Source organism: Streptomyces sclerotialus, from assembly GCF_040907265.1.
GTDB lineage: Bacteria > Actinomycetota > Actinomycetes > Streptomycetales > Streptomycetaceae > Streptomyces > Streptomyces sclerotialus.
Map to the genome: position 1 here is coordinate 2,905,949 of NZ_JBFOHP010000002.1, position 17,101 is coordinate 2,923,049.

General features: G+C 70.1%; 20 protein-coding genes. 12 read left to right on the forward strand and 8 right to left on the reverse strand.

What is annotated here, in order from left to right:
- Positions 1 to 21: 21 nt before the first annotated feature.
- Positions 22 to 1,404, reverse strand: a complete 1,383-nt coding sequence (locus AAC944_RS12965; protein ID WP_030625066.1) for a glycine--tRNA ligase — start codon at positions 1,402 to 1,404, stop codon at positions 22 to 24.
- Positions 1,405 to 1,606: 202 nt separating this feature from the next.
- On the opposite strand from AAC944_RS12965, the gene AAC944_RS12970 reads away from it, so the two are divergent.
- From AAC944_RS12970 to AAC944_RS12985, 4 genes are all read left to right on the forward strand, one after another.
- Entirely contained in the window at positions 1,607 to 2,593 is a 987-nt protein-coding gene (locus AAC944_RS12970) for a metal ABC transporter substrate-binding protein (protein WP_030625067.1), read from the forward strand.
- A gap of 29 nt (positions 2,594 to 2,622) precedes the next feature.
- Entirely contained in the window at positions 2,623 to 3,405 is a 783-nt protein-coding gene (locus tag AAC944_RS12975) for a metal ABC transporter ATP-binding protein (RefSeq protein ID WP_030625070.1), read from the forward strand.
- A gap of 1 nt (position 3,406) precedes the next feature.
- Positions 3,407 to 4,306 carry a metal ABC transporter permease gene (locus tag AAC944_RS12980; protein WP_030625073.1) on the forward strand — a complete coding sequence of 300 codons (900 nt, stop codon included), beginning with the start codon at positions 3,407 to 3,409 and terminating at the stop codon, positions 4,304 to 4,306.
- Positions 4,307 to 4,390: 84 nt separating this feature from the next.
- Positions 4,391 to 4,816 (forward strand): Fur family transcriptional regulator, encoded by a 426-nt coding sequence (locus AAC944_RS12985; RefSeq protein WP_030625076.1) that lies wholly within the window; start codon positions 4,391 to 4,393, stop codon positions 4,814 to 4,816.
- Between the two features lie 76 nt (positions 4,817 to 4,892).
- On the opposite strand, the gene AAC944_RS12990 is transcribed toward AAC944_RS12985, so the two are convergent.
- Both AAC944_RS12990 and recO read right to left on the reverse strand, forming a co-directional pair.
- Complete coding sequence (locus AAC944_RS12990; protein WP_030625079.1) at positions 4,893 to 5,744, reverse strand: isoprenyl transferase; 852 nt, start codon at positions 5,742 to 5,744, stop codon at positions 4,893 to 4,895.
- 55 nt (positions 5,745 to 5,799) lie between these two features.
- Positions 5,800 to 6,546, reverse strand: a complete 747-nt coding sequence (gene recO / locus AAC944_RS12995; RefSeq protein WP_030625083.1) for a DNA repair protein RecO — start codon at positions 6,544 to 6,546, stop codon at positions 5,800 to 5,802.
- A 175-nt stretch (positions 6,547 to 6,721) separates the two neighbouring features.
- Here recO and AAC944_RS13000 point away from each other — a divergent pair, with 175 nt between their 5' ends.
- Together AAC944_RS13000 and AAC944_RS13005 are read left to right on the forward strand one after the other, a co-directional pair.
- The gene (locus AAC944_RS13000; protein WP_030625085.1) at positions 6,722 to 7,078 is read left to right on the forward strand and encodes a type II toxin-antitoxin system RelE/ParE family toxin; all 357 of its coding nucleotides are present in this window, start codon (positions 6,722 to 6,724) and stop codon (positions 7,076 to 7,078) included.
- Positions 7,075 to 7,416, forward strand: coding sequence for an XRE family transcriptional regulator (locus AAC944_RS13005; protein WP_030625087.1), 342 nt, complete (start codon positions 7,075 to 7,077; stop codon positions 7,414 to 7,416). The genes AAC944_RS13000 and AAC944_RS13005 overlap by 4 nt, the downstream gene beginning before the upstream one ends.
- Before the next feature lie 11 nt (positions 7,417 to 7,427).
- Here the strand turns inward: AAC944_RS13005 and AAC944_RS13010 are convergent, their stop codons facing one another.
- Positions 7,428 to 7,643: a hypothetical protein gene (locus AAC944_RS13010; protein ID WP_030625089.1), complete on the reverse strand. Its 216-nt coding sequence runs from the start codon at positions 7,641 to 7,643 to the stop codon at positions 7,428 to 7,430.
- Positions 7,640 to 7,921 carry a hypothetical protein gene (locus AAC944_RS13015; RefSeq protein WP_051872440.1) on the reverse strand — a complete coding sequence of 94 codons (282 nt, stop codon included), beginning with the start codon at positions 7,919 to 7,921 and terminating at the stop codon, positions 7,640 to 7,642. The genes AAC944_RS13010 and AAC944_RS13015 overlap by 4 nt, the downstream gene beginning before the upstream one ends.
- Positions 7,922 to 8,002: 81 nt before the next feature.
- Between AAC944_RS13015 and AAC944_RS13020 the strand changes: the two genes are divergently transcribed.
- Positions 8,003 to 8,830, forward strand: coding sequence for a helix-turn-helix domain-containing protein (locus AAC944_RS13020; protein WP_030625093.1), 828 nt, complete (start codon positions 8,003 to 8,005; stop codon positions 8,828 to 8,830).
- Positions 8,812 to 9,006 (forward strand): DUF397 domain-containing protein, encoded by a 195-nt coding sequence (locus AAC944_RS13025; RefSeq protein WP_030625101.1) that lies wholly within the window; start codon positions 8,812 to 8,814, stop codon positions 9,004 to 9,006. The genes AAC944_RS13020 and AAC944_RS13025 overlap by 19 nt, the downstream gene beginning before the upstream one ends.
- Here AAC944_RS13025 and AAC944_RS13030 read toward each other — a convergent pair.
- Entirely contained in the window at positions 9,003 to 9,692 is a 690-nt protein-coding gene (locus AAC944_RS13030) for a TerB family tellurite resistance protein (protein WP_030625104.1), read from the reverse strand. The genes AAC944_RS13025 and AAC944_RS13030 overlap by 4 nt on opposite strands.
- Positions 9,693 to 9,952: 260 nt before the next feature.
- Positions 9,953 to 11,719, reverse strand: a complete 1,767-nt coding sequence (gene leuA / locus AAC944_RS13035) for a 2-isopropylmalate synthase (protein ID WP_030625107.1) — start codon at positions 11,717 to 11,719, stop codon at positions 9,953 to 9,955.
- Between the two features lie 321 nt (positions 11,720 to 12,040).
- On the opposite strand from leuA, the gene AAC944_RS13040 reads away from it, so the two are divergent.
- From AAC944_RS13040 to AAC944_RS13055, 4 genes are all read left to right on the forward strand, one after another.
- Positions 12,041 to 13,126, forward strand: coding sequence for a M4 family metallopeptidase (locus AAC944_RS13040; protein ID WP_030625109.1), 1,086 nt, complete (start codon positions 12,041 to 12,043; stop codon positions 13,124 to 13,126).
- 31 nt (positions 13,127 to 13,157) lie between these two features.
- Complete coding sequence (locus tag AAC944_RS13045) at positions 13,158 to 13,424, forward strand: protealysin inhibitor emfourin (RefSeq protein ID WP_030625111.1); 267 nt, start codon at positions 13,158 to 13,160, stop codon at positions 13,422 to 13,424.
- 80 nt (positions 13,425 to 13,504) lie between these two features.
- Positions 13,505 to 14,875, forward strand: coding sequence for a GH1 family beta-glucosidase (locus AAC944_RS13050; protein ID WP_030625113.1), 1,371 nt, complete (start codon positions 13,505 to 13,507; stop codon positions 14,873 to 14,875).
- Positions 14,872 to 16,122, forward strand: a complete 1,251-nt coding sequence (locus AAC944_RS13055) for an MFS transporter (RefSeq protein ID WP_030625115.1) — start codon at positions 14,872 to 14,874, stop codon at positions 16,120 to 16,122. The genes AAC944_RS13050 and AAC944_RS13055 overlap by 4 nt, the downstream gene beginning before the upstream one ends.
- Positions 16,123 to 16,141: 19 nt before the next feature.
- Here the strand turns inward: AAC944_RS13055 and era are convergent, their stop codons facing one another.
- A complete protein-coding gene (gene era / locus AAC944_RS13060; RefSeq protein ID WP_030625117.1) occupies positions 16,142 to 17,080 on the reverse strand; it encodes a GTPase Era in 939 nt (312 codons plus the stop codon).
- Positions 17,081 to 17,101 lie beyond the last annotated feature (21 nt).

Genomic DNA, 17,101 nt, shown 5'->3' on the forward strand with positions numbered 1-17,101 from the left:
CCACGCCGACGAACCGCTGCGTCAGCAGCCCAGCAGACGCCCGCCCAGGTAAGCCTGGATCTGGTCCAGAGAGACGCGCTCCTGCTTCATCGTGTCGCGCTCGCGCACGGTCACCGCGTTGTCGTCGAGGGTGTCGAAGTCGACGGTGACGCAGAACGGCGTGCCGATCTCGTCCTGGCGGCGGTAGCGGCGGCCGATGGCGCCCGCGTCGTCGAACTCGATGTTCCAGTTCTTGCGCAGGTCCGCCGCGAGGCCCTTGGCCTTCGGGGACAGCTGCGGGTTCCGGGACAGCGGCAGGACGGCGACCTTGACCGGCGACAGGCGCGGGTCCAGGCGCAGGACGGTGCGCTTCTCCATCTTGCCCTTGGCGTTGGGCGCCTCGTCCTCGATGTACGCGTCGAGCATGAAGGCGAGCATCGCGCGGCCGACACCGGCCGCGGGCTCGATGACGTACGGGGTGTAGCGCTCGCCGGCCTCCTGGTCGAAGTAGGACAGGTCCTGGCCGGACGCCTTGGAGTGCGAGGAGAGGTCGTAGTCGGTGCGGTTGGCCACACCCTCCAGCTCGCCCCACTCCGAGCCGCCGAACTGGAAGCGGTACTCGATGTCAGCGGTGCGCTTGGAGTAGTGGGAGAGCTTCTCCTTGGGGTGCTCGTACCACCGGATGTTCTCCTCGCGCAGGCCCAGGTCGCGGTACCAGTTCCAGCGCTGCTCCATCCAGTACTCGTGCCACTGCTCGTCCTCGCCCGGCTTGACGAAGAACTCCATCTCCATCTGCTCGAACTCGCGGGTGCGGAAGATGAAGTTGCCCGGCGTGATCTCGTTACGGAACGACTTGCCCATCTGGGCGATGCCGAACGGGGGCTTCTTGCGCGAGGTCTGCTGGACCTGGGCGAAGTTGGTGAAGATGCCCTGGGCGGTCTCGGGGCGGAGGTACGCGACCGAGCCGGAGTCCTGGGTCGGGCCGAGGTGCGTGGAGAGCAGACCCGAGAACTGCTTGGGCTCGGTGAAGCCGCCCTTGTTGCCGCAGTGCGGGCAGTTGATGTCGGCCATGCCGTTGGCGGGCAGCCGGCCGTGCTTGGCCTCGTAGGCCTCTTCGAGGTGGTCGGCGCGGAACCGCTTGTGGCAGGAGGTGCACTCGGTCAGCGGGTCCGTGAAGGTGGCGACGTGGCCGGACGCGACCCAGACCTCCGAGGCCAGGATGACCGACGAGTCGAGACCGACCACGTCGTCGCGCGAGGTGACCATGTTGCGCCACCACTGACGCTTGATGTTCTCCTTGAGCTCCACACCGAGCGGACCGTAGTCCCAGGCGGCGCGCTGGCCGCCGTAGATCTCACTGCACGGGTATACGAAGCCACGGCGCTTGCTCAGGCTGACGATGGTGTCGATCTTGTCGGCGGCCACGGTGCTCTCTTCATTGCGACGACGAACGATTAATAGGAGCGGCGCCCTGGCGCCTCCTTGAGGGGTGGTGGTCGGGAGACGGGCGGGCGAATGCTTCAGGTTACCGGCGGCCATGCCCCCTGGATCAAATCGGTTCCCGCCGCTGTCCCCGTCTCACCTGGTTTGTTGACAATCGTTTCCAGCCTAGTTGAAAATGACTGTCATGAACGTACGCCGTCACATATCCACCGCGGCCCTCGCCGGCTTCGCTGTCCTGGGCCTTCTCGCCGTTTCCGCCTGCTCCGCCTCCGGTGGCACGGGCAAGGAGGACGGCAAGCTCGCCGTGACGGCGTCCTTCTACCCGATGCAGTTCCTCGCCGAGAAGATCGGCGGCAAGCACGTCTCGGTGACCAGCCTCACCGCCCCCGGCACCGAGCCGCACGACCTGGAGCTCAGCCCGAAGCAGACGGCCCAGCTCGGCGAGTCCGACGCGATCGTCTACCTCAAGGGCGTCCAGCCGGCCGTGGACGAGGCCGTGAAGCAGTCCGGCGTGAAGCACACCGCCGACGCCGCCTCGTTCACCACCCTGGAGAGCCACGGCGCCGAGGTCGGCGGCCACGGTGACGAGCACGGCCACGAGGGGGGCCACGAGGAGAGCCACGAGGGCCACGACCACGGCGAGTCCGGCCTCGACCCGCACATCTGGCTGGACCCCGTGAAGTACGCCGAGGCCGCCAAGGGCGTCGGCAAGACCCTCGCCGCCGCGGACCCTAAGCACGAGGCCGACTACGAGAAGAACACCGACGCGCTGGTCAAGGAGCTGGAGAAGCTCGACCAGGAGTACCAGGACGGGCTGAAGAACCGTAAGTCGGACACCTTCATCACCACCCACGCCGCCTTCGGCTACCTCGCCGAGCGCTACGGCCTCACCGAGGAGGCCATCAGCGGCCTGGACCCGGAGGCCACCGACGTCAGCGGCAGCCGCGTGAAGGAGCTCCAGGGGCTGGCGAAGGAGCACGACGTGCACACCGTCTTCTTCGAGACGCTCACCAGCCCCGACATGGCCAAGACGCTGGCCAAGGACGTGCACGCCAAGACGGACGTGCTCGACCCCATCGAGGGCATCACCAAGAAGTCCCGGGGCGACGACTACCTCTCCGTCATGGAGTCCAACCTCAAGGCACTGCAGAAGGCACTGGGCGCCAAGTGACCGGGCCCCACGCCAGGGAAGGAGCTGCCATGAGCGGTACGGACGACACCCCGGCCGTCGTCTCGCTGCGCGGCGCGAGCGCCGCGCTGGGCGCCCGCCCCGTGCTGCGCGGCATCGACCTGACCGTGCGGCGCGGCGAGGTCGTCGCGCTGCTCGGCGCCAACGGCTCCGGCAAGTCCACGGCCGTGCGCGCGGTGGTCGGCCAGGTCCCGCTGAGCGCCGGCGAGCTGGAGCTGTTCGGCACGCCCGCGCGCCGCTTCAAGGACTGGGCGCGCATCGGCTACGTACCGCAGCGCACCACCGCGGCCGGCGGGGTGCCCGCCACGGTCCGCGAGGTCGTGGCGGCGGGCCGGCTGGCCCGTACGAAGCTGAAGTGGCCGGGCAAGGCGGACCGGGCGGCCGTGACGGCGGCCCTGGAGAAGGTCGGCATGGCCGACCGGGCGAAGGATTCGGTCGGCGCGCTCTCCGGCGGCCAGCACCAGCGCGTGCTGATAGCCCGCGCGCTGGTCGCCGAGCCCGAACTGCTGATCATGGACGAGCCGATGGCCGGCGTGGACCTCGCCAGCCAGGAGGTGCTGGCGCAGACGCTGCGCACGCAGGTCGAGGCCGGCGCCACGGTCCTGCTCGTGCTGCACGAGCTGGGCCCCCTGGAGCCGCTGATCGACCGCGCCGTGGTGCTGCGGGACGGCTGCGTCGTCCACGACGGGCCGCCCCCGGAGGCCGTCGGCCAGCACGCCCTGCCCGGCCACGATCACGTACACCCGCACGCGGACGCGGCCCACGAGCCCGTCCGGACAGGACTGCTGACCTGAGATGGACATCCTCACCTACGCCTTCATGCAGCGGGCGCTGATCGCCGCGGCTCTCGTCGGCATCACCGCGCCCGCCGTCGGCATCTATCTCGTGCAGCGCCGCCAGGCGATCATGGGCGACGGCATCGGCCACGTCGCGCTGACCGGTGTCGCGCTCGGCGTGCTCCTCAACACCTCGCCTGTATGGATGGCCGTCCTGGTCGCCACGGTCGGCGCGGTGATCATGGAGCTGGTCCGTTCGTACGGCAAGACCCGCGGCGACATCGCGCTCGCCATGCTCTTCTACGGCGGCATGGCCGGCGGCGTACTGATCATCAACCTCGCCCCCGGCGGCTCCACCGCGAACCTCACGAGCTACCTCTTCGGCTCCATCACCAGCGTCTCCCCCGAGGACGTCACGGTCACCGCGATCCTGGCCGCCTTCGTCCTCGTGATCACGCTCGGGCTGCGCCGCCAGCTCTTCGCGATCTGCCAGGACGAGGAGTTCGCCCGCGTCACCGGCCTGCCGGTACGCGTACTGAACCTCCTCCTCGCGGTCACCGCGGCCGTCACCGTCACCGTCGCCATGCGCGCCGTCGGGCTGCTGCTGGTCAGCGCGCTGCTGGTGGTGCCGGTAGCGGCGGCTCAGCAGGCCACCCGCGGCTTCGCCGCGACCCTCGCCATCGCGGTGGCGATCGGCGTGATCGTCACGCTTTCCGGTACGGCCGTGTCGTTCTACGTGGACGTGCCGCCGGGTGCGAGCATCGTCCTGCTGGCCATCGCGGTCTTCGCGGTCTTCTCGTTGATCGCGGCGCCACTGGCGAAAAAACGCGCGCGGGCGGCCGTACGGGACGAGCAGGGGTGCACCCTGGAGGTGCCGGGCGCCCGGCCGCCCGCCGACGACGTCGGCGTGCGGGTGTAAGCGTCCCACCCGGGCTCCGGTCATCACCTGGCACAATGGCCGGACGTTCCGCAGGGGGATGTTCTACGCCTAAGGGAGGCAACGGTGGCGACGAGCGCGGGATCTCCGGTGCGCGGCCGGTCGACGCGGCAGCGAGCCGCCGTGGCCGCGGCGCTCGACGAGGTCGACGAGTTCCGCAGCGCGCAGGAACTGCACGACATGCTCAAGCACCGGGGCGACTCGGTGGGGCTCACCACGGTCTACCGCACGCTCCAGTCGCTGGCCGACGCCGGCGAGGTGGACGTGCTGCGCACCAGCGAGGGCGAGGCCGTCTACCGCCGGTGCAGCACCGACGACCACCATCACCACCTGGTCTGCCGCTCCTGCGGCAAGGCCGTGGAGGTCGAGGGCCCGGCGGTGGAGAAGTGGGCCGATCAGATCGCGGCGGAGCACGGCTTCCGTGACGTCGCGCACACGATCGAGATCTTCGGCACGTGCGGTGACTGCGCGAAGGCCGCGGGGGCGTCCTGAGGGACGCCACAGGACCGAAGAAGCACGGAAGGGCCCGGGAGCCGCAGCGGCGGCTCCCGGGCCCTTCAGCGTCCGCTCAGGCGCCCTGCTGCGCGGCCTGGCCCGGGGCCTGGTCCGGCTGGGCGACCTCGTTCGGCAGCGCGCCGCCGAAGCGCCGGTCCCGCTTGGCGTACTCCAGGCACGCGTCCCACAGGTTCCGCCGGTCGAAGTCCGGCCACAGCACGTCCTGGAAGACCATCTCGGCGTACGCGCTCTGCCAGATCAGGTAGTTCGACGTGCGCTGCTCACCGGAGGGCCGCAGGAACATGTCCACCTCGGGCATGTCCGGGTAGTACAGGTACTTCGCGAAGGTCTTCTCGTTCACCTTCGACGGGTCAAGGCGCCCCGCCTTCACGTCCTCGGCCAGCGCCTTCGTCGCGTCCGCGATCTCCGCGCGGCCGCCGTAGTTCATGCAGAAGTACAACGTCAGCCCGTCGTTGTCCTTGGTCTGCTCCTGCGCGACCTGGAGCTCCTTGGCCACCGAGCGCCACAGCTTCGGCATCCGGCCCACCCAGCGCACCCGGATGCCCAGCGCGTCGAGCTGGTCCCGCGTCTTGCGGATGAAGTCGCGGTTGAAGTTCATCAGGAAGCGCACCTCGTCGGGCGACCGCTTCCAGTTCTCGGTGGAGAAGGCGTACAGCGAGACGTTCTTCACACCCATCTCGATGGCGCCCTGCAGCACGTCCAGCACCTGCTCGGCGCCGACCTTGTGCCCCTCGGTGCGCGGCAGGCCGCGCTCCTTCGCCCAGCGGCCGTTGCCGTCCATGACGATGGCCACGTGCTCGGGCACCAGCTCACCGGGGATCTTCGGCGGCCGGGCACCGGACGGGTGCGGCTCCGGCGTCCGGTACTCCCGCCGCGAGCGGCCCAGAATCCCACGTCGTGCCATGCGTGCCACGTCTCCTAGTTCTTCGGTACAGCTCTTGGGTGGAGCTCTTGGGTGGTTACTTCTCTACGTAGCGGAGCGAGCGCAGTCCCCGCTCCAGGTGCCACTGCAGATACGCCGCGACCAGCCCGCTGCCCTCCCGGACGTGCCGGGCCTCGGCCGCGTCCGCCGTCCGCCAGTCCCCCGTCAGCAACGCACTGAGCAGCGCGATCGACTCCGAGGAGGGTACGACGCTGCCGGGCACTCGGCACTCCCCGCATATCACTCCGCCCGCACCGACCGAGAAGAACCGGTTCGGACCGGGCATTCCGCACCGCGCGCAGTCGTCGAAGCTCGGTGCGTAGCCGTTCACGGCGAGCGACCGCAGCAGGAACGCGTCCAGGACGAGATGCGCGGCGTGCTCCCCGGAGGCGAGCGTCCGCAGCCCGCCCACGAGCAGGAGGTACTGCTGCACCGCCGGCTCACCCTCGTGGTCGGTGAACCGCTCCGCCGTCTCCAGCATCGCGGTCCCCGCGGTGTACCGGTCGTAGTCCCGCACGATGCCGCCACCGTACGCGGCGATCGTCTCGCTCTGCGTACACAGCGGCAGCCCGCGCCCGACCAGCTCGGCGCCCCGCGCGAAGAACTGCACGTCCACATGGGAGAACGGCTCCAGCCGCGCCCCGAACTTGGACTTCGTCCGCCGCACACCGCGGGCCACGGCCCGTACCCGGCCGTGCCCGCGGGTCAGCAGCGTGATGATCCGGTCCGCCTCACCCAGCTTCTGGGTGCGCAGCACGACACCGTCATCACGGAACAGACTCATGCGCCCATTGTCGCGTACGGCAGGACAGGGCCCGAGCCGGGCGCGACTCTCCCCGAGCCGGTACCGCACGCCCGCGCCCCGTACGCCCCAAAAGCGGGCACGTCCCCCGAAGAGGTTGCTCTGCGCCCGAGCTTCAGCAGCGGGTACAACGCTTGCGCACCATGTCATAGCGGTCATGATCGCGGTGGAGCCGGCGCTGTCATGGCTGCACGCCTTACGCAAGGAGGACCGGACCACGCTCCTCCAGATCAGCATGGCCATCACTGCTCTCGAACGGGAAGGCCCGGGCCTCGGTCGCCCGCTCGTCGACAGCGTCCGAGGGTCCCGGATCGCCAACCTGAAGGAACTGCGCCCAGGGGCGTCCGGCAGCACCGAGGTGCGCCTGTTGTTCGTGTTCGACCCTGGGCGCCGCGCGGTTTTCCTTGTCGGAGGGGACAAGTCCGGCGACTGGAAAGGCTGGTACCGGACCGCGATCCCGCACGCAGAGCAAGCCTGCGAAGACCACTTGGAACAGCTGGAGGAGGAACGGTGAGCCGTCCGTCGCGCACGAACCCGAACGCAGCCCGCTGGAGCGACCTCGTGAAGGAGTTCGACTTCTCTCCCGCCGAGCAGGCCGAAGTCGAACACGGTGCGGAACAAATGATCGCGACCGTACGCGCGTACCGCCTCGCGGAAATCCGCAAACGCCAGCACGCCTCCCAGGTCGATGTCGCCTCGGCCATGGGTGTCACCCAAGCGCGAGTCTCCCGCATCGAGCGCGGCGAACTTGAACGCAGCGAGGTCGACACGCTGGCGGCCTATGTCCGCGCGCTCGGCGGGAAACTGAAGATCGTCGCCGAATTCGGCGACGAACAGTACGTCCTCGGCTGAGCCGGCCCCTATCAGCCCACCTCGCCCCGGCTGCGGGCGTTCACATACGCCGTGGCCGCGCGCAGCCGCTCCTGGGCGGTGGCGTCGCGCACCGCCTCGGGATCACAGTCCCACTCCCGCCCGCCACCGACGGGCCGCAGCTGGAGGTACGGCCCCTCGCTTCCCATCACCAGCCCGACTCTGCCCGTCCGGGTGTCCATGACGTACGAACCCACCGCGGCGCTCATCGTTCCTCGCTCGCTTCCTTCTCGCGCTCCTGCAGCACGGCGATCAGTTTCCGTGCCGTTCCGACCGTGCAACGCCCGAATTCGACCAGCGGCCGAGGGGTTTCGTACGCGCACGAAATGAGGTCGAGGCGGAGCGAAGGGAGCACGACACCGGCCCGCGCGAGTACGTCCCGCAATTCCCGCACCGCCGCCTCCGCGTCCCCGACGCTTTCCGCCGCCAACCGCCTGTTCCACTTTCCCGTCACGGTTTTTCCCTCCGGGAGACTTTCGCTGTTCATGTACTCAGCGTGCGGGTGCGGATCTAAAATCGGCAGCCTTGTACGCGCTACAAGTGCGCGGCAGCGCGAGGGAGTTAGGCCATGGCCAAACCACGTCAGGTCGCCTGGGAATTCTTCGGCGCGGAGCTGAAACGGCGGCGGGAGGCCGGTGGCCTCACCCAGCAGGAGCTGGGCAGGCGGGTCTTCGTATCAGGCGGCTACATCGGCCAGTTCGAACAGGCGATCCGCAAACCGCAACTGGATGTCGCCGAACGAATCGACGAGACGCTGGACACGGACGGCTTTTTCGCCCGCCTGTGCGAGAAGCTGATTAACAATCCGCGCTACATGCACTACTTCGCGCCGGTCGTGGAGCTGGAGACGCTCGCCACCAAGATCTACGAATTCGAGCCGATGCTCGTGCCGGGGCTGCTCCAAACGCCCGAGTACACGCGGGCGCTCATGCTGGCCGCGAACCCGCTCAACACCGAGCAGGCCATCGAGGAGATGGTGGCAGCCCGGATGGAGCGTGCCCGCATCCTCAAAGACGCCGCGGCGCCCGTGTACTGGGCAATCCTGCACGAAACCGTCCTCCGCATCCCGGTGGGCGGGCCGGGCGCCATGGCGGCGCAGCTGGACCACCTGACGCAACTCGTGCGCAGTCGCCGGATCCTGATCCAGATCGTCCCGTACACAGTCGGGGCGCCTCCGGCCATGAGGCCCCTGCGGCTCATGGAGTTCGAGGACGCCCCACCAACTGCCTGTACAGAGGGCCAGTTTTCCGGGGAACTGCTGGACGAACCGGCCACGGTGAAACGCTCGACCGAGGTCTACGATCTGCTCAGGGCCGTCGCTCTGTCGCCAGAGGCGTCCCTGCATCTGATCGAGTCGGCAGCGGAGGACTGGAGACAATGCGCGCACAGGACCTGAGCATCGCCGAATGGCGCAAGAGCAGCTACAGCAGCGGCGTCAGCGACAACTGCGTCGAGGTCGCCACCAACGTCCCCGGCGTACTGCCCGTCCGGGACAGCAAGGTCCCGGACGGCCCGGTGCTCGTCTTCTCCACCGACGCGTGGACGAGGTTCGTCGCGACCCTCAAGCTCTAGGAGGGCGTACGCGCCGCGGCGAGCAGCCGCTCCGTGTCGGCGTCGTCCAGCGACAGCGCTGCCCCCACCGTCGTGAGGACTTCCCGCTCCGGGCCGGTGTAGGGGCCGTCCGCCAGCGCGATACGGGCCCCCTGCAGCAGCAGGGATTCCCGCCCCGCAGGGGCGAGATGCGGGGCGAGCGGCTCCAGCGCTTCGTGGAGCTCTATGGCCAGCGCGGTTCCGCAGGGATCGAGCCCGTCGCGGCCGTCGTGGTACGTGCCGGGGAGCCGGCCCGTGTCCGCGGCGAGCGCGGCGAGCAGGGAGAGCAGCTGGTCCTCCGTGCATTCGGTGAAGCCGGAGGCCCGTACGACCGAGACCGCCTGCTCGCGGACGGGGCGGGAGGACGTACCGCCCGCGGCGAGCACCGCGAGCGTCACCGTGTGCACTGCGTCGCGGAGCATCGCGGAGAAGCGGGTCGTGGTCGGGTGGTCCAGGGCGTCGAGGCCGAAGTGGCCGCGGCAGGAGGAGCACTCCAGGACGGGCCCGGCCGTACCGCGCGGGAAGAGGGGGATGCCGAGCAGGGTCAGCCGGCGCTTGCCCGTACGTCGGCGGTAGTTGCGGTCACCACCGCACTCGGTGCAGAAGAATTCGCCGTCGGCGAGCGTGCGCCATGACGTGCGCACGCCCACCATGCCCAGCTTGTGCATCACGCCCAACCTCCGTAACGCCCCCGTGGCCCTGACGGGCACGGGAGGTATTCCCGCGGCAACGCTGTCGCGCTGACGTGATGTTAGCCACATCAGGTCCGTCGCGTCAGCATGTCGTACCGGGAGATGCGGAAGGCCCCGCCCCGCGCGGAGACGCGGGGCGGGGCCTTCCGTGCGGCCTCACGACGGGCCGGGAAACCGGCCCATCGGTACGGTCCGGGACCCGGTCAGCGGGTTTGCCGGATGCACCCGTACGGGCGTCAGCGGCTCGCGCGGTTGACGGCGGAGACGACGGCCTTGATCGAGGCGCGGACGATGTTCGCGTCGATGCCGACGCCCCACAGAACCTTGTCGCCGATGGCGCATTCGATGTACGCGGCGGCCTGGGCCCCGGCGCCCTCGCTCATCGTGTGCTCGACGTAGTCCAGCAGACGGACGTCCACGTCGATCGCGTGCAGCGCGTCGAAGAACGCGGCCAGCGGGCCGTTGCCGGTACCGGTCAGCACCGTGTCCTGGCCGTCCACGACCGCCTCGACGGTCAGCGCGTCCGTGCCCTCGGTCGTCGTGGAGGTCTGCGCGGAGCGCAGCGAGATACGGCCCCAGGGGTTCTCCGGGGTGGGCAGGTACTCGTCCTGGAAGGTGGACCAGATGGCCGCCGGGGTGACCTCGCCGCCCTCGGTGTCGGTCTTCTCCTGGATGGTCCGGGAGAACTCGATCTGCATGCGGCGCGGCAGGTCCAGCTTGTGGTCGTTCTTCAGGACGTAGGAGATGCCGCCCTTGCCGGACTGGGAGTTGACGCGGATGACGGCCTCGTAGGAGCGGCCGACGTCCTTGGGGTCGATGGGCAGGTACGGCACCGCCCACTCGATCTCGTCCGCGCTCTTGCCCGCGGCGGCCGCGTCGGCCTCCCGCGCGTCGAAGCCCTTCTTGATGGCGTCCTGGTGGGAGCCGGAGAAGGCGGTGTAGACCAGGTCGCCCGCGTAGGGGTGGCGCGGGTGGACCTCCATCTGGTTGCAGTACTCGCTGGTGCGGCGGATCTCGTCGATCTGCGAGAAGTCGATCATCGGGTCGACGCCCTGGCTGAACAGGTTCATGCCCAGGGTGACCAGGTCGACGTTGCCGGTGCGCTCGCCCTGGCCGAACAGACAGCCCTCGACGCGGTCGGCGCCGGCCATCACGGCCAGCTCGGCGGCGGCGACGGCGGTGCCGCGGTCGTTGTGCGGGTGGGTCGACAGGCAGACGTACTCGCGGCGGGACAGGTTGCGGGACATCCACTCGAAGCGGTCCGCGTGGGTGGACGGCGTGGAACGCTCGACCGTGGCGGGCAGGTTCAGGATGATCTCGCGGCCCTCCTCGGGCTGCCAGACGTCCATGACCGCCTCGCAGACCTCCAGGGCGAAGTCCAGCTCGGTGTCGGTGAAGATCTCGGGGCTGTACTGGTAGCCGAAGATGGTCTCGTCGCCCAGGATCTTCTCGGCGTACTCCATGACCAGCCGCGTGCCGTCCACGGCGATCTGCTTGACCTCTTCCTTGGAGCCGCGGAAGACGACCCGGCGGAAGGTGGGCGCCGTGGCGTTGTAGAGGTGCACGGTCGCGCGGTGGGCGCCGCGCAGCGACTCGACGGTCTTCTCGATCAGCTCTTCGCGCGCCTGGGTCAGGACGGAGATCGTCACGTCCTCGGGGATCGCACCCTCTTCGATGATCGAGCGTACGAAGTTGAAGTCCGTCTCGCCGGAGGACGGGAAGCCGACCTCGATCTCCTTGTAGCCCATCTTGACCAGCAGGTCGAACATCTCGCGCTTGCGGGCGGGCGACATGGGGTCGATCAGCGCCTGGTTGCCGTCGCGCAGGTCGGTCGACAGCCAGCGCGGGGCCTTGGTGATGCGCTGGTCCGGCCACGTACGGTCAGGGATCTCCACCGTTTCGTAGCGGCCGTACTTGTGCACCGGCATACCGGACGGCTTCTGCTGGACCGAGTCGGCGGTGATGGGGGTCGGGCGACCGATGGCGTTCTCGGACTTCGACATGATGCGTAGGGCTCCTCTTAGGTCCGCTGCGGGACTCTTGGGTCCGCTCTGGGACGGCCGACGGGCTTGGGAAACCGCAACACCGAACTCCGCGGGGAGGGGGTCGGCCTACGACTACAGGCCCTCGCCGCGGCAGCTAAGAAGAAGCAGCCCGAAACGCATGATGCTCAGCACTGTAGCCGAGACCGACGGCGCATGGACGTCCCGTATCAGTATGCGGGATGAGAGATCCGATGTGGCCGATGAGCGACCAAGCACACAATCGCGGGAATCTCGGCAGCGGGGAGTGACATGGCTCACACGCGGTGCCACGCTCGCCGCATGGACGCCACTTCTTCGAACCAGAGCCATCCCTTCTGCGGGATCGTCCCCCCGCACCTCCTCGACCACCTCTCACGTGCCGAGAGCGACACGGTCTCCGGCCGGGCCCGCCGCACCCTGGAGCACGACGCGCTCCAGCGCACCCGCCGCCGTCTCACCACCGTCCGCGGCCTCGCCGCCCCGGCCACCGCACGGGCCGGCAGCGACAAGCCGCAGCGCACGATCTACGACGCGGAGCACCGGGAGACCCTGCCCGGCACGAAAGTGCGCGGCGAGTCCGACCCCGCCGGATCGGACTCCTCGGTGAACCGCGCCTTCGCGGGGCTCGGCGCCACCTTCGAGCTGTTCTTCAAGGCGTACGGCCGGCACTCCATCGACGGCGTCGGCCTGCCGCTGGACGCCACGGTCCATTACGGCCAGGAGTACGCCAACGCCTTCTGGGACGGCGAGCGGATGGTGTTCGGGGACGGCGACGGCGAGCTGTTCGTCGACTTCACCACCGCCCTGGACGTGATCGGGCACGAGCTGACGCACGGCGTCACGCAGTACACCGCCAACCTGGAGTACCTCGGCCAGTCCGGCGCGCTCAACGAGTCGGTCTCCGACGTCTTCGGCTCACTGATCAAGCAGTACTCGCTGGAGCAGACCGCCGAGCAGGCGGACTGGCTCATCGGCGACGGGCTGCTGGGCCCGGCCGTCGACAAGGGCACGGCGCTGCGCTCGATGAAGGCGCCCGGCACGGCGTACGACGACGACGTGCTCGGCAAGGACCCGCAGCCCGCGACGATGGACGGGTACGTGCACACCTCGCAGGACAACGGCGGGGTGCACATCAACTCCGGCATCCCCAACCACGCCTTCTACCTCGCGGCGGTCTCGCTCGGCGGCAACGCCTGGGAGCGCGCGGGGCAGATCTGGTACGACGTACTGACCGGCGGGAAGCTCGCCAAGGACGCCCAGTTCGCGGATTTCGCCAAGCTGACGACCGACGCCGCCAAGGCCCGGTACGGCGACCAGGGCGAAGAACACCAGGCCGTGGTCAAAGCCTGGTCGCAGGTGGGGGTCGCCAACGGCCAGGGTCATTGACCGGCGGCGTCCCGAGGAGAAGGCTGCCGCCATGCGGATTCAGGTGAGGCGCACCGGCGGTTTCGCCGGGATAGAGAAGCACGCCGAGATCGACACCGCCGACCGGACCGACGCCGCGCAGTGGGACGACCTGGTCGCGCGCGCGATGGCCGACGGACGCAGCGAGCCGCCGGTCGGCGTGCCGGACGGTTTCACGTACCAGATCACCGTCGGCGACCGGACGGTGTACTGCGCCGATCCCCGGCTGACCGATCCTCAGCGCAAGCTGATCACCCGGGTGCTCAAGGAAGGCGCCTAGCGAACGCGTGCCAGGGGGGCGGGCCGGCGGCTCCGCCCGCGCCCTTGACACGTTACTGAAGGGTCAAGAAGATCCCGCCCATGACGCCGCTGCCGCTCCCGTCGCCCGGCTCCCTCCCCCGCTTCCCCGCCGGTTTCCTGTGGGGCGTGTCCACCTCGGCACAGCAGATCGAGGGCGCGGCCGACGAGGACGGGCGCGGCCGGTCGTCCTGGGACGCGTTCACGGCCGTACCGGGCCGGGTGAAGGACGGCTCCGACTCCACCGTCGCCACCGGCCACTACCACCGCTACCGCGAGGACGTGGCGCTGCTCGCGGACCTCGGCGCCGGCGCGTACCGCTTCTCGGTCTCCTGGCCCCGCGTACTCCCCGGAGGCACGGGCCGGGTCAACGCCGCGGGCCTGGACTTCTACGACCGGCTGGTCGACGAGCTGCTGGCGGCCGGCGTGCAGCCGCTCCCCACGCTCTACCACTGGGACACCCCGCTGCCGCTGGAGGAGGCGGGCGGCTGGCTCGCACGGGACACCGCACAGGCCTTCGCCGCGTACGCGGACGTGGTCGCGGCCCGCCTCGGGGACCGCGTACCGCGCTGGATCACCCTGAACGAGCCCGCCGAGGTCACCCTCCTCGGCTACGGTCTGGGCGTGCACGCACCGGGCAGGCAGCTGCTCTTCGACGCGCTGCCCGCGGCCCACCACCAGCTCCTCGGGCACGGCCTCGCACTCCAGGCACTCCGGGCCCGCGGCGCCGGCAGCGTCGGCATCGCCAACTCGCACGGCCCGACATGGCCGGCCTCCGAGAGCGAAGCCGACCGGAGCGCCGCCGGCCTCTACGACCTCCTCCTCAACCGCCTCTTCGCCGACCCCCTGCTGCTCGGCCGCTACCCGGACGAGGAGCTGGCCGCACTGCTGCCGGGCCCGGTGGCCGAGGACCTGAAGGTCATCTCCCAGCCCCTGGACTGGTACGGGATCAACTACTACCAGCCGACGCGGGTGGGAGCACCGGACCCGGCGGCCCCCGTGACCGGCCTCGGGGGCATCCCCCTGCCACCGGAGCTCCCCTTCGCGCCGCGCGAGATCACCGACCGTCCCCGCACCGCCTTCGGCTGGCCGGTCGTCCCCGAGGCCCTGACCGAGCTGCTCACCACCTTCCACGACCGCTACGGCACCGCCCTCCCACCCGTCGTGATCACCGAGAACGGCTGCTCGTACGACGGCATCGAGGACCCCGAACGCATCGCGTTCCTCGACGGCCACCTGCGGGCCCTGCACGAGGCGATGACCGCCGGGGTGGACGTCCGCGGCTACTTCGTCTGGTCCCTCCTCGACAACTTCGAGTGGGCGGAGGGGTATGCGCAGCGCTTCGGCCTGGTCCACGTCGACCACGAAACCCTCACCCGCACCCCGAAGGCGTCCTTCCACTGGCTCCGGGACGCACTGCGGGCCCAGCGGTGAGACCGGGGGCGGGCCCGGACGCCCTGACCGAGCCCGCCGAACGGGTCGGCGGCGGCTGGACCGCCGCCCTCTCCCTCGCGAACGGGGCCTTGTGGGTCGGCTGGTTCGGTCCGCTGCAGATCCTCCTCGCGTCCCAGGCCGCCGGGCTCGCGCCCCCGGGCACGTCCAAGGAGTCCGTACTGGCCTGGGTGACGGGCGCGGGCGCCGCCGTCGCGCTGGCCGCCACTCCCCTCTTCGGCGCTGCCTCGGACCGTACGGCCGCCCGCTTCGGCCGCCGACGGCCCTGGATCGTGGGCGGCGTCCTCGGCGGTGCGGGCGGGCTCACGCTGCTGGCCGTCGCGGACAGCCCGGCGTCGATGCTGCTGGGCTGGTGCCTGGTACAGCTGGCACTCAGCGCCGCGTTCGCGGCGCTCACGGCCGCGGTGCCGGACCGGGTGCCGCGGCGGCAGCGCGGCGCGGTCGGCGGCTGGCTGGGCGTGGCCCAGATCCTCGGCGTCCTGGCCGGTACCGGCCTCGCGACCGCGGCCGGCGGAATCACCGCCGGCTACCTCGCCTGCGCCGCCTTCACGCTCCTCGCGCCGCTCCCGTACGTCCTGCTGCACCGCGACCCGGTGCTGCCCGCCGACCACCGCCCGCCCTTCTCCTGGCGCACGTTCCTGTCCGGCTTCCGGCTCGGCCCGCGCCGCCACCCGGACCTGGCCTGGGCCTGGCTGACCCGCTTCCTGATCAACCTGGGCAACAGCCTCGTCCTGCTCTACCTGCTCTACTACCTGCGCGACGCGCTGCACCACCCGGACCCGGAGAACGGCGTCCTGCTCCTCACCGCCGTCAACGGCGCCCTGCTCCTGGCCACCGTCGTGGCGGCCGGCCACTGGTCGGACCGCACGGGCCGCCGCAAGCCGTTCGTCCTGTGGGCCGGGGTGCTGATGGCGGTGGCCACCGTGCTGCTCGCCTGCTGGCAGACCTGGCCCGGCGCACTGGTCGCCGCCGCCGTGCTGGGCATCGGCTTCGGCGTCTTCACCTCGGTCGACTTCGCGCTGATGACGGACGTCCTGCCGGCCGCCGCCGACCGCGGCAAGGACCTCGGCATCATCAACATCGCCAACTCGCTGCCGCAGGTGGTCGCCCCGGCGCTGGCCGCCCCGGTCGTCCGCCACCTGGGCGGCTATCCCGCGCTGTACCTGACAGCCGCGGCGGCCGGCCTGGCCGGCGCACTCTTCGTACGCCGCATCCGGAGCGTGGCGTGATCCCCCGTGCTCCCCGTGCTCAGAAACCCAGCTTGCGCAGCTGCTTCGGATCCCGCTGCCAGTCCTTGGCGACCTTCACATGCAGATCCAGGTAGACCGGCGTACCGAGCAGCGCCTCAATGTGCTTCCGCGACTTCATCCCGACGTCCTTCAGGCGCTTGCCCTTGGGGCCGATGATGATGCCCTTCTGGCTGGGCCGCTCGATGTAGACGATCGCGTGCACGTCCAGCAGCGGCTTGTCGGCGGGCCGGTCCTCGCGCGGCAGCATCTCCTCGACCACGACCGCGATGGAGTGCGGCAGCTCGTCCCGCACGCCCTCCAGGGCCGCCTCGCGGATCAGCTCGGCGACCATGACCTGCTCGGGCTCGTCGGTGAGGTCGCCCTCCGGATACAGCGGCGGGCTCTCGGGCAGCATCGGCACCAGCAGATCGGCGAGCAGGGAGACCTGCTTGTCGCCGACCGCCGACACCGGCACGATCTCCTGCCACTCGATACCGAGGTCCTGCCCCAGCTTGTCGATGGCGATCAGCTGCTCGGCCAGCGCCTTGGAGTCCACCAGATCGCTCTTGGTCACGATCGCGACCTTCGGCGTCTTCTTGATCCCGGCCAGCTCGCCCGCGATGAAACGGTCCCCCGGGCCGATCTTCTGGTCGGCGGGCAGACAGAAGCCGATCACATCGACCTCGGCCCACGTCGTCCGCACCACGTCGTTCAGCCGCTCGCCCAGCAGCGTGCGCGGCTTGTGCAGCCCCGGAGTGTCCACCAGCACGAGCTGGGCGTCCGGCCGGTGCACGATGCCGCGGACGGTGTGCCGGGTGGTCTGCGGCCGGTTGGAGGTGATGGCCACCTTCGTACCGACGAGAGCGTTCGTCAGGGTGGACTTGCCCGCGTTCGGGCGGCCGACGAAGCACGCGAAGCCGGCGCGGTGCGGGGCGGAGGAGTCTGTACGAACGCTCATGGCGCCCATTCTCCCCGATCG